Source organism: Stenotrophomonas sp. YIM B06876 (assembly GCF_030711595.1).
In the GTDB taxonomy this organism is placed as follows: Bacteria; Pseudomonadota; Gammaproteobacteria; order Xanthomonadales; family Xanthomonadaceae; genus Stenotrophomonas.
On record NZ_JAUJUJ010000032.1, the window covers coordinates 1 to 12,098 of the forward strand.

Below are 12,098 nucleotides of genomic sequence, written 5' to 3' on the forward strand. Positions count from 1 at the left end.
GCAAGAGCGTCATGCAGCCGGAGTTGACGGGAAGCTCCCTAGGGAGTTGTTAGGCCTCGCTGCTACCCGAAGGCGGCAAGGACTTGGCCTGTGCATTTTTGCGAGGTTTGGAAATAGCTAAGAAAACAATACCAAGCACAATAAATGAGGGGCCAAGTGCCCAGAAGGCTGTCAAATGGGCTGTCAGGCCGACAAGAAGAAATGTTACACCGTTGATGAGGAAGACGAAGCCTAGGATCAGAAAGCTCTTGGTGGAGTTCATCATGATGCTCCTTGTGAGGCCTAACGCCTGAATTAAGCCGCGCCGCGACGCGGCGTCGGCTTGAATGAACTGTTAGACCTTACTCCGGTTTGACTTTCAGCCGGTGCTCCAGGTATGCAGAAAACGCACGGCGTTCTGCAACGTAGAGGGATTCCAGGCTAGAGCTTGAGCCCTGTGACTTGGCTCGTGCTCGCACCTCGGCAAGATATGCCTCCCTTGACTTGGTATATGCATCGAACAGTTCGTGCTCACGGTCCAAGTCTTCAAGCGCTTTCCAGCGTTCAATTATTTCGTTCACGAGAAACTCTCCATAAGGTCTAACGCTTGAGTTAAGCCGCGTTGCGATAGCAACGTCGGCTTGAATGATTGGTTAGGCAGAGCATGCGCTACAAATTTATGCACGCATAAGCGCGACCACTCACATTAGGTGAGTAGCCGCCAGATATTGAGCGCCAGACCACATGCGAAGCTCCTAGGCGAGCAGCCTTTTCACGGGCTTCGTTCTTGGCGTTTTCCATTCCTACGGAAGCAGCCAAATTGCCCCAGCCTGACGAGCCCTGCACCTCCCCGAGGAAGCGACACGATGCTACGCGGCCTTCGTCTGCATCGAGAACCTTGGCTGCATTTGATGATGGCGTTGTAGCGCAACCTGAGAGCGCTGCCAGGCTGAGCGCAGCGTAGGTCGTTAGTAGAAATTTACTTGTCGCGCTCATAAGTCCCCCGCCTAACACTTATTGGACCGCCTAATTGCGGTGATAGGCGGAGTATCCCGCCTTGGTCGATGGATTGGAAGGGCAGGTTTTCCATAAAAAGCAATGTGTTGCCATCTGGCTTCGGCCGGGCATCTGATGTGGTTATGCCGCATCCTGTCCGGCGTATTGGTTACACGCCGGTCCTGAGGGGTGTAACAAAGTTTCGGGGGGGGGGGCAGCCCGGTAGGCGCGGAGGGCGGCGGGGCGGCGGTACAACAAGTAAAAAGGGCGCCATTTCGGCGCCCTTTCGGTATGTCACGCAGTAACCGGCACGCCGATCAGTAGCGGTAATGCTCCGGCTTGTACGGGCCTTCCACCGGCACGCCGAGGTAGTCGGCCTGTTCGCTGGTCAGCGTGGTCAGCTTCACGCCGATCTTTTCCAGGTGCAGGCGCGCCACTTCCTCGTCCAGGTGCTTGGGCAGGATGTAGACCTTGTTCTCGTAGCTGTCCTTGTTGGCCCACAGGTCGATCTGCGCCAGGGTCTGGTTGGCGAAGCTGTTGGACATCACAAAGCTCGGGTGGCCGGTGGCGCAGCCCAGGTTGACCAGACGGCCTTCGGCCAGCAGGAAGATGCTGTTGCCGTTGGCGAAGGTGTACTTGTCCACCTGCGGCTTGATGTTGGTGTGCACCAGACCCGGCAGGGCCTTGAGCGCATCGACCTGGATCTCGTTGTCGAAGTGGCCGATGTTGCAGACGATGGCCTGGTCCTTCATCGCCTGCATGTGCGCGGCGGTGATGATGTCCTTGTTGCCGGTGGTGGTGACGTAGATGTCGGCACGGCCCAGGGTGGATTCGATGGTGTTGACTTCATAGCCCTCCATCGCCGCCTGCAGCGCGCAGATCGGATCGATCTCGGTGACGATGACACGCGCGCCGTAGTTGCGCAGCGAGGCCGCCGAGCCCTTGCCGACGTCACCGTAGCCGCACACCACGGCGACCTTGCCGGCCAGCATCACGTCCATCGCGCGCTTGAGGCCATCGGCCAGCGATTCGCGGCAGCCGTAGAGGTTGTCGAACTTGGATTTGGTGACCGAGTCGTTGACGTTGATCGCCGGGACCAGCAGGGTGCCTGCTTCGGCCAGCTGGTACAGGCGGTGCACGCCGGTGGTGGTCTCTTCGGAGACGCCCTTCCAGTCCTTGACCACGGTGTGCCAGTAACCCGGGCGCTCCACGGCCACGCGCTTGAGCAGGTCCTTGATGACCTGTTCTTCGTGGTTGCCGGAGGCGGTGTTGACCCAGTCCGAACCGTTCTCCAGCTCGTAGCCCTTGTGGATCAGCAGGGTCACGTCGCCGCCGTCATCGACCACCAGCTGCGGGCCGAGGAAGCCGCCCTTGCCGTCGGGGAAGCTCAGCGCTTCCAGGGTGCAATCCCAATACTCTTCCAGCGTCTCGCCCTTCCAGGCGAACACGGGGGTGCCGGTGGCGGCGATCGCCGCGGCGGCGTGGTCCTGGGTGGAGAAGATGTTGCACGAAGCCCAGCGCACGTCGGCGCCGATGTTCTTCAGCGTCTCGATCAGCACCGCGGTCTGGATCGTCATGTGCAGCGAGCCGGTGACACGCACGCCCTTGAGCGGTGCCTGCGCGGCGTACTTGCGGCCGATCGACACCAGGCCCGGCATCTCGTGCTCGGCGATGTCCAGTTCCTTGCGGCCCCAGTCGGCCAGCGAGATATCGGCAATCTTGTAATCGCCTTCCTGCGAGAAGGTCTTGGCAACAGCGGTCATACACAACTCCGGTTTTTGCGAGAAAACTCGCGTTCGCCGGGCGCCGTTGTTGCGTGGACCCTTGCCGAGCCTGGCCATGGCGAAGCGGCAGTGGGCCGGCTTCGCATCCATGGTCGCAGCGCCCCTCGGCAGAGGGACCGCGATTATATCGCTGCAACCGCTCCGCCGATGAACTGCGTCCTCCCGTCGCACCCAACCAACGGCAGAGGGCAGGGGCGCTGGGGACTGCTATGGTCCCGGGCTGATTAACCGCAACTGGAAGGCGTAATGACTGCAATGAGACGTGGGGGCGCCAGGCAATGGCGGCAGGTGGTGGTGCTGTGCGCGGGGCTGTTGCTGGTGCCGGTGTCGGGCTGGGCGCAGCAGGCGCCGGCCGCGCCGGGCGGCTACGAGCTGCCTTCGGCGGCGTTGCAGGCGGTGGTGGATGCGCCCAAGGCGCCCACGCCGTATCTGTCGCCGCGCCGCGACCTGGTGGCGATGCTGCAGAGTCCGTCGCTGCCGGGCATCGACGTGGTGGCGCAGCCGGAGCTGAAACTGGCGGGGCTGCGGATCAGCCCGCGCACGTTTTCAGACAGCCGTTTCAGCTTCGGCAACAAATTGTGGCTGATGAACGTGGCCGATGGCCGCCAGCGCCAGATCAGCGGTTTGCCGCAGCCGTTGAAGGTCGCCTCGCTGGCGTGGTCGCCGGACCAGCGCTATCTGGCGTTCAACCAGGTCGATGCCGCCAGCGGCGCCAATGAGCTGTGGCTGGTGGATATTGCCTCCGGCCATGCCCGGCGCGTGGCGGAAAAGCTCAACACGGTGTTCGGCAACGGCTATGCGTGGCTGCCCGACAGCCGCGCGCTGCTGGTGATGCAGCAGCCGGCCGGGCAGGGCGCCGCGCCGCCGGCCGCTGGCATTCCGACCGGGCCGGCAATCCAGCGGACCGAAGCCGGTGCTGGGGTGCGGGCGATCCGCACCTATCAGGACCTGCTGAAGAACGAGGCCGATGCGCGCCAGTTCGAGTACTACGCGCGCGCCCAGCCGGTGCGGCTGTCGATCAATGGCGAGGCGCGGCCGGTGGCGGCGGTGGGGCTGTATCTGGGGCTGTCGTCTTCGCCCGATGGCCAGTACCTGCTGAGCCAGCGGATCGAACGCCCGTTCTCCTACCTGGTGCCGGCCAGTGCGTTCCCGCGCCGCATCGACGTGCTCGACGCGCAGGGCAAGCAGGTGCACGCAGTGGCGAAGCTGCCGCTGGTGGAAGGCCTGCCGACCGGCAATGACGCCGTGGCGACCGGCGTGCGCCGGATCAGCTGGCGTGCCGATGCGCCGGCCACGCTGGTATGGGCCGAAGCCCAGGACGGTGGCGATCCGTCGCGTGAGGTAGCCATCCGCGATGCGGTGCTGATGCAGGCCGCGCCGTTCGAACAGCCGCCGGTGACACTGGCGCAGCTGGGCAGCCGCTATGCCGGCATCCAGTGGGGACGGGGCGATCTGGCGCTGCTCAACGAGTCGTGGTGGAAGACCCGCGAAGTGAAGCAGTGGCGCATCGCTCCGGACCATGCCGGTACCGCACCGGAGCTGCTGTCGGCACGTTCCTCGCAGGACCGCTACAACGATCCGGGTAGGCCGGCGCTGGTGATGGACGTCAACGGCCAGCCGCGGCTGCAGCTCACGGCTGATGGCCGCAGCATCTTCCTGTACGGCGATGGTGCTTCGCCGCAGGGCGACCGGCCGTTTGTCGACCGCTTGGATCTGGTCAGCAAACAGACCACGCGCCTGTTCCATTCGCAGGCCCCGTATTACGAACTGCCACAGGCGCTGCTGGACAACGAAGGCGCGCAGCTGCTGCTGACGCGCGAGTCGCCCGACGAGCCGGCCAACCTCTACGTGCAGGCACTGGGCGCAAGCGCGGCCGCGGCCAAGCCGCTGACCCACTTCGCGCATCCGTTGCCGCAGCTGCGCGGCGTGCACAAGGAGCAGATCCGCTACAAGCGCAACGATGGCGTGGACCTGACCGGCACGCTGCTGTTGCCGCCGGGCTACAACCCCAAGCGGGATGGTCCGCGGCCGCTGCTGATGTGGGCCTATCCGGGCGAGTTCAAGACCGCAGAAGCGGCCAGCCAGGTCACCGACTCGCCGTACCGCTTCAACGCGATCAGCTACTGGGGCCCGCAGGCGTTCCTGGCCCGCGGATACGCGGTGCTGGCGAGCCCGTCGATGCCGATCATCGGTGAAGGCGACAAGGAGCCCAACGACACCTACCTGCCGCAGCTGATCGCCAATGCGCAGGCGGCGGTGGACGAAGTGGTGCGTCGGGGCGTGGCCGACCGTGGCCGCATCGCCATCGGCGGTCATTCCTACGGCGCGTTCATGACCGCCAACCTGCTCGCGCACACGCGTCTGTTCAAGGCCGGTATCGCCCGCAGCGGCGCCTACAACCGCACCCTGACCCCGTTCGGCTTCCAGGCCGAGGAGCGCAATTACTGGCAGGCGCAGGACGTGTACCAGGCGATGTCGCCGTTCAACTTCGCCGACAAGATCAAGGACCCGATCCTGTTCATCCATGGCGAGGACGACAACAACTCCGGCACCTTCCCGATCCAGAGCGAGCGCATGTTCGCCGCGGTCAAGGGACTGGGCGGCAACGCCCGGCTGGTGATGCTGCCCAACGAATCGCACGCCTACCGCGCGCGCGAGTCGATCATGACCATGCTGGCTGAAAGCGAGCGCTGGCTGGATACGTGGCTGGCCCCGCCGATGGCGGAGAAGGGCAGGAAGGCGCGTACCGCGCGCTGAGCCGGCACTGCCATGCAATGACCACAACGGGGCGGATTCGCCCCGTTGTGCTGTCCGCCGGACAGGCGGCGGACAACATGCCGATGCACCGGGTGACAGGTTTGGTGCACTGCAAGGCCGCAAGGTTTTTTCGGTTAGGCTGAAAGGGTTCCCGCTCTGAAGGCTGGTGTGTCCTGCATGAACGAGTACCGCAGCAGCGTTGTTTTCGCCACTCCCGATCTGCCCCTGCGCGACGATGTGCGCCGGCTGGGCGCGCTGGTGGGGGATGTTCTGGCCGAACAGGTCTCGCCGCAGTTCCTGGACGAAGTGGAGCAGGTGCGCACCACCGCCATCGCCCGGCGCGAAAGCCAGGCGCCGCTGGCCTCGCTCGACGAACAGCTGGCCGCGCGTGAGCCGCATGATGCCGAAGCGCTGGTGCGGGCATTCAGCACCTACTTCCAGGTGGTGAACATCGCCGAGCGTGTGCACCGCATCCGCCGCCGCCGCGACTACCAGCGCGCCGGCACCCAGCGCCCGCAACCCGACGGCCTGCACGACGCGCTGCTGCAGCTCAAGGCGCAGGGGGTGACCCTGGAAGAGCTGGCGCAGTGGCTGCCGCGGATCGACATCGAGCCGGTCTTCACCGCGCATCCGACCGAAGCGGTGCGGCGTGCGCTGCTGGAAAAAGAACAGATCATGATCGCCAGCCTGGTCGACAACCTCGACGGCCAGCGCACCCCCGGCGAACAGGCGGCCGATACCGCGCGTTTCCGCATGGCATTGACCGCCTCGTGGCAGACCGCCGACTCCTCGCCGGTCCGGCCGACCGTGGAGGACGAGCGCGAGCACGTCGGCTTCTATCTGACCTGCGTGCTGTACCGGGTGATGCCGGTGTTCTACGAGTCGCTGGAGCAGGCGCTGCTGGACACCTGGGGACGTACCTTGCCGCTGCCGCGACTGGTGCGGTTCGGCACCTGGGTGGGCGGCGACATGGACGGCAATCCGAATGTGGATGCCGGCACCGTCACCGCGACGTTGAACGCGCAGCGGCAAGCGATATTGGAGCTGTATCTGAAGGAGATGCAGCAACTGGCCAGCCTGCTGAGCCAGTCCACCGAAATAGTGGGCATCAGTGCCGCCGTGATCGAGCGGGTGCGGCAGTATCGGCAGCTGTTGCCACAGGTGCAGTCGCGCCCGCGCCACGCCAACATGCCCTACCGGCTGCTCAACGATCTGATGCGCGCGCGGCTGCAGGCCACTGCCGACGACGCCGCCGGCGGCTATGGCGCGCCGGAGGAGTTTGTCGCCGACATCGAGCTGATCCTGCACAGCCTGGAAGCGAACAAAGGCCGGAATGCGGGGTGGTTTGCGGTGCGCCGGCTGCTGTGGCGGGTGCGCACCTTCGGCTTCCATCTGGCGCGGCTGGATGTGCGCCAGGAATCCAGCGTGCACGCACGCGCGCTGGCCGCAGGACTGGGCGGCCAGGACGCCTGGGATGCACGCGATGACGCCGCCCGCGCGCAGCTGCTCGGAGCCTATGCCAGTGGCGGGCAGAGCTTGCCGCCCAGCAGTGACGAAATCGGCGAGCGACTGGACAAGGTGTTCGCGGCACTGGCCGACGCCCGCCGCCGCCACGGCGCCGAGGCGCTGGGCAGTTACATCATCTCCATGGCCCACGACCGCGCCGACGTGCTCGCGGTGCTGGCGCTGGCCCGCCGCGGCGGGCTGGTGGATGCCGACAATGCGGTGCCGCTGGATATCGCGCCGCTGTTCGAAACCGTGGACGACCTGCAGCACGGCACCGCCACCCTGCATGACCTGCTGGGCGATCCGGTGTATCGCGCGCACCTGGCCGCGCGCGGCGATGTGCAGATGGTGATGCTGGGCTATTCGGACAGCAGCAAGGATGGCGGTATCGCCGCTTCGCGCTGGGGCCTGCAAAAAGCGCAGGTGGAGCTGCTGGAAGCGGCCGCCGGGTATGGCGTGCGCCTGAGCTATTTCCACGGCCGCGGCGGCTCGATCAGCCGGGGGGGCGGCAAGACCACACATGCGGTGAATGCCTCGCCGCGCGGCACCATCGATGGCCGTCTGCGCGTGACCGAACAGGGCGAGGTGATCCATCGCAGATACGGTATCCGCGCGCTGGCGCTGCGTTCGCTGGAGCAGGCGGCCGGCGCGGTATTGCGCTCAAGCCTGCGCCCGCGTGCGCCGGAGCCGCGCGAACGGCAGTGGATTCCGGTGATGGAGCAGGTGGCCGCGCAAAGCGCGCAGGCCTATCGCGCGTTCGTCGGCCGTGCCGGGTTCATGGACTATTTCCGCCAGGCCACGCCGATCGACGTGATCGAACGGATGACGCTGGGCTCCCGGCCCTCGCGCCGGCTCGGGCAGGATGCGGCGCTGTCCAACCTGCGTGCGATTCCGTGGGTTTTCGCCTGGAGCCAGGCGCGCGCGGTGATTCCCGGCTGGTTCGGGGTGGGCAGCGGCCTGCAGGCGGCTGCCGCCGCCGGCCATGGCGAGACGTTGCGCGAGATGGCCCACAACTGGCCGTTCTTCGCCACCTTCCTTGACGACACGGCGATGGTGCTGAGCAAGGGCGACATCAACATCGCCGAACTGTTCTCGCGCCAGGCCGGCGCGCTGCATGGCGAATTCTTCCCGCTGATCCGCGACGAGCTGGCGTTGACCGCGCACTGGGTCAAGCAGCTGAGCGGGCAGCAGGAGCTGCTGGAACACGACCCGCGGCTGGCGCTGTCGATCCGACTGCGCAATCCCTACATCGACCCGATCAGCGTGCTGCAGGTGGACCTGCTCAAGCGCTGGCGCGACAGCGGCCGCAGGGACGAAGGCCTGCTGCGCGCGCTGGTGGCCTGCGTCAATGGCGTATCGCAGGGCGTGCAGAACACCGGCTGAGCGGTAGAGCGGGGCAACGCCCCGCTGTGGATTTCCGGGGTGAATCGTTGCCGGGCGTTGCCCGGCACTACAAGTTTGTGGCATCGGGGCCGGCCGCTGTGGTTCGCCCGCCCCGCGCAAACCCGCCCGCCATGTAGAGCGGGGCAACGCCCCGCTGTGGATTTCCGGGGTGAATCGTTGCCGGGCGTTGCCCGGCACTACGGGTTTGTGGCTTCGGGGCCGGCCGCTGTGGTTCGTCCGCCCCGCGTAAACCCGCCCGCCCGGTAGAGCGGGGCAACGCCCCGCTGGGGATTTCCGGGGTGAATCGTTGCCGGGCGTTGCCCGACCCGCCCGCCCTGTAGAGCGGGGCAACGCCCCGCTGTGGACTTCCCGGATAAAGCGCGGCCGGGCGTTGCCCGGCACTACGGTTTCTGGCGTGGGGGCCGGTTCCGCTGCGTTTGGCCCGAACCACGCAAATCCGCCCGGTAGTACTGGGCAACGCCCCGCTGTGGACTTCCCGGATACAGCGTTGCCGGGCGTTGCCCGGCCCTACGGGTTCGTGGCTTCGGGGCCGACCGCTGTGGTTCGCCCGCCCCGCGTAAACCCGCCCGTCATGTAGAGCGGGGCAACGCCCCGCTGTGGACTTCCCGGATAAAGCGTTGCCGGGCGTTGCCCGGCCCTACGGGTTCGTGGCTTCGGGGCCGACCGCTGTGGTTCGCCCGCCCCGCGTAAACCCGCCCGTCATGTAGAGCGGGGCAACGCCCCGCTGTGGACTTCCCGGATAAAGCGCGGCCGGGCGTTGCCCGGCACTACGGTTTCTGGCGTCGGGGCCGGTTCCGCTGCGTTTCGCCCGGACCACGCCCCTCCGCCCGGTAGAACGGGGCAACGCCCCGCGGTGGACTTCCCGGATAAAGCGTTGCCGGGCGTTGCCCGGCCCGACGGGTTCGTGGCGTCGGGGCCGTCCGCTGTGGTTCGCCCGCCCCGCGTAAACCCGCCCGTCCTGTAGAGCGGGGCAACGCCCCGCTGTGGACTTCCCGGATAAAGCGCTGCCGGGCGTTGCCCGGCACTACGGTTTCTGGCTTCGGGGCCGGTTCCGCTGCGTTTCGCCCGTACCACGCAAATCCGCCCGGTAGAACGGGGCAACGCCCCGCTGTGGACTTCCCGGATAAAGCGCTGCCGGGCGTGGCCCGGCACTACGGTTTCTGGCTTCGGGGCCGGGTCCGCTGCGTTTCGCCCGGACCACGCCCCTCCGCCCGGTAGAACGGGGCAACGCCCCGCTGTGGACTTCCCGGATAAAGCGCTGCCGGGCGTTGCCCGGCCCTACGGGTTTCGCGCGCCGGCACTGGCCCGGGGTTATCCGCTTACCGCGCCGCGGTGCCTTCGTCTTCGGGCGTGCGGTTTTCCGCTCCGGTCTGCGCGCTGGAGGCCAGCAGGGCGCGGTGGCGCTGTTCCATTTCCTCGCGCAGCTGGCGGCGGATCTGTGCGGCGGCAAAGCGGCGCCTGCCATCGGCGGTCTGCGGCTGCAGCGGCGGCACGGCGGTGGGTCTGCCCGCGTCATCCACCGCGACCATGGTGAAGAAGCAGCTGTTGGCGTGGCGCACGCTCTGCCTGAGGATGTCCTCGGCTACCACCTTGATGCCGATTTCCATCGACGAGGTGCCGGTGTAGTTGACCGACGCCAGGAACGTGACCAGTTCGCCGACGGCGATCGGCTGGCGGAACATCACCTGGTCCACCGACAGGGTCACCACGTAGTGGCCGGCATAGCGGCTGGCGCAGGCGTAGGCCACCTGGTCGAGCAGGCGCAACACCGCGCCGCCATGCACCTTGCCGGAAAAATTGGCCATGTCCGGCGTCATCAGGACGGTCATGGACAACTGCTGGGAGTGGAGCTCGGACATCGCGATACCCGCATCGGCAGAGTGCGCAGGCTACCTGAGCACAGCCGGAGCCGGTAGCCGCGGATCAGCCATGGGCAATGCGCGCGGAAGGCGGCCGGGGCGCAACCCCCCGGTCCGCGGGACGCTCGCCGCCGCGGTGTGCCGGCTTACCAGTCGGTAGGCTGGTAGTCCTTGAGGAACTGGCCCCACACGTGCTCGCCGGTGTTCAGGCCGTGGATGATCGGGTCGACGATGCGCGCGGCGCCATCGACGATATCCAGCGGCGGATGGAAGCGTTCCTGCGCGGTCTTGCGCACCGCCAGCTCCAACGGATCCTCGTCGGTCACCCAGCCGGTATCGACGCTGTTCATGTGGATGCCGTCGCCGTGGTAATCGGCCGCGGCGGTGCGCGTCATCATGTTCAGCGCGGCCTTGGCCATGTTGGTGTGCGGGTGCCGGGTGGTCTTGAAGTTGCGGTAGAACTGCCCCTCCATCGCCGAGACGTTGACGATGTGCTTGTCGCGGTTGGGGGTGCGCAGCATCAGCGGCTTCAGTCGCGCGTTGAGGATGAACGGTGCCACCGCGTTGACCAGCTGGGTTTCCAGCAGTTCCACCGCCGGCACCTCGTGCATCTGCAGGCGCCAGGAATTGCGTCCGCGCAGATCGACCTGCTGCAGGTCCTTGTCCAGCCGGCCTTCGGGAAACAGGTGCTTCTGCCCCAGCAGTTCCTCGGCCAGCAACGGCACCTGTGACAGCGCCGGCGCGTGGGTCAGCCCGGGCGTGTCGGACAGGCTGTGCATTGCCGCCGCGCTCAGCGCACTGGCCTCGGGCAGCAGGTCGTGGCTGCGCAGGCCTTCGAACTGGCCCAGCAGCTTGCGCACGTGGGCGGGCGTCTGCGCCATCGAGGCGGTCTCGGCTTCCATCATATGCGCGTAGAACTCCGGCGGGCGGCGCACGGTCTGGCAGGCGTTGTTGATGATGAAATCCAGCCGCGCGTACTTGCTGGCCAGCTCTGCGCAGAACGCTTCCACGCTGGGGGTGTGGCGCAGGTCCAGGCCGAACACTTCCAGCCGGTCGGCCCAGTCGGCGAAGTCCGGCTCCTGCGCATAGCGCGCGGCCGAATACCGCGGGAAGCGGGTGGTGACAATCAGGTGCGCGCCGGCGCGCAGCAGTTTCAAGCCGGCCTGGTAACCGATCTTGACGCGGCCGCCGGTGAGCAGCGCCACGCGCCCGCGCAGGTCGGCCAGCTCGGTGCGTTTGGCGAAATTGAAGTCGGCGCAGGCCGGGCACATCTGGTCGTAGAAATGGTGCAGCAGGGTGTACTTCTGCTTGCACACATAGCAGTGCAGCAGCTCCGGCGATTCCGGCGGCGCGGGGATGTCCGCGTGCGGCTGGTCGAGCTCCAGCCGGTCCGGCCCGGGGGCCGCCGGCGGGAAATAATTCGGGGTGCTGAACACCGGCGCCCGGCGCAGGGTGCGGATGCCGGTCTGCTCCAGCAACGCGTCGGCGCGGCGCAGTTTCTCGGCATGCCGTTCGCGCTGCACCTGCTTGGACTTCTTGCGGCGCAGCTTCGGCTCGGGGTGATAGATGTGGGCGATCGCCTTGTGCAGGCGCTCGCGCTGTCCGGCGGGCCAGTGGTCAAGCACGGTGCGATCGCTGGCCACCGCTTCGAGCACGGCCAGCAGCGCCTCGGCGGGCGCGGCACTGGACGCTGCGGGCGCCAGCGTGGCGGAAGAGTCTTCGATGTCGTTGCAAGGGGTCACGGCGATGGATCCTGTACGTCAGGCCGGCATGCGGCCAAAAAGACGGGCCGCTTGCGCGGCCCGTCTTGTCA

General features: G+C 66.8%; 7 protein-coding genes and 1 riboswitch. Of the genes, 2 read left to right on the forward strand and 5 right to left on the reverse strand.

Annotated features, from left to right (window positions below; all coding sequences use genetic code 11):
* Positions 1-49 precede the first annotated feature (49 nt).
* From QZH66_RS11975 to ahcY, 3 genes are all read right to left on the reverse strand, one after another.
* The gene (locus QZH66_RS11975; RefSeq protein WP_305806173.1) at positions 50-262 is read right to left on the reverse strand and encodes a hypothetical protein; all 213 of its coding nucleotides are present in this window, start codon (positions 260-262) and stop codon (positions 50-52) included.
* Between the two features lie 79 nt (positions 263-341).
* Complete coding sequence (locus QZH66_RS11980; RefSeq protein WP_305806174.1) at positions 342-560, reverse strand: hypothetical protein; 219 nt, start codon at positions 558-560, stop codon at positions 342-344.
* Positions 561-1,292: 732 nt separating this feature from the next.
* The gene (gene ahcY / locus QZH66_RS11985; protein ID WP_305806175.1) at positions 1,293-2,738 is read right to left on the reverse strand and encodes an adenosylhomocysteinase; all 1,446 of its coding nucleotides are present in this window, start codon (positions 2,736-2,738) and stop codon (positions 1,293-1,295) included.
* A 31-nt stretch (positions 2,739-2,769) separates the two neighbouring features.
* Positions 2,770-2,871, reverse strand: a riboswitch (S-adenosyl-L-homocysteine riboswitch).
* 134 nt (positions 2,872-3,005) lie between these two features.
* On the opposite strand from ahcY, the gene QZH66_RS11990 reads away from it, so the two are divergent.
* On the forward strand, positions 3,006-5,516 hold the full coding sequence (locus tag QZH66_RS11990; protein WP_305806176.1) for a prolyl oligopeptidase family serine peptidase: 2,511 nt from the start codon (positions 3,006-3,008) through the stop codon (positions 5,514-5,516).
* Between the two features lie 177 nt (positions 5,517-5,693).
* Positions 5,694-8,405: a phosphoenolpyruvate carboxylase gene (gene ppc / locus QZH66_RS11995; protein ID WP_305806177.1), complete on the forward strand. Its 2,712-nt coding sequence runs from the start codon at positions 5,694-5,696 to the stop codon at positions 8,403-8,405.
* 1,340 nt (positions 8,406-9,745) lie between these two features.
* Here ppc and QZH66_RS12000 read toward each other — a convergent pair.
* Entirely contained in the window at positions 9,746-10,285 is a 540-nt protein-coding gene (locus tag QZH66_RS12000; RefSeq protein ID WP_305806178.1) for an acyl-CoA thioesterase, read from the reverse strand.
* A 146-nt stretch (positions 10,286-10,431) separates the two neighbouring features.
* Positions 10,432-11,988, reverse strand: coding sequence for an SDR family oxidoreductase (locus QZH66_RS12005; protein WP_305806197.1), 1,557 nt, complete (start codon positions 11,986-11,988; stop codon positions 10,432-10,434).
* Positions 11,989-12,098: the final 110 nt, after the last annotated feature.

Coding starts and splice junctions, on each gene's coding strand:
- QZH66_RS12000 (WP_305806178.1), bottom strand. CDS start 10,285: ATGTCCGAGCTCCACTCCCAGCAGTTGTCCATGACCGTCCTGATGACG.
- ahcY (WP_305806175.1), bottom strand. CDS start 2,738: ATGACCGCTGTTGCCAAGACCTTCTCGCAGGAAGGCGATTACAAGATT.
- ppc (WP_305806177.1), top strand. CDS start 5,694: ATGAACGAGTACCGCAGCAGCGTTGTTTTCGCCACTCCCGATCTGCCC.
- QZH66_RS11990 (WP_305806176.1), top strand. CDS start 3,006: ATGACTGCAATGAGACGTGGGGGCGCCAGGCAATGGCGGCAGGTGGTG.
- QZH66_RS11975 (WP_305806173.1), bottom strand. CDS start 262: ATGAACTCCACCAAGAGCTTTCTGATCCTAGGCTTCGTCTTCCTCATC.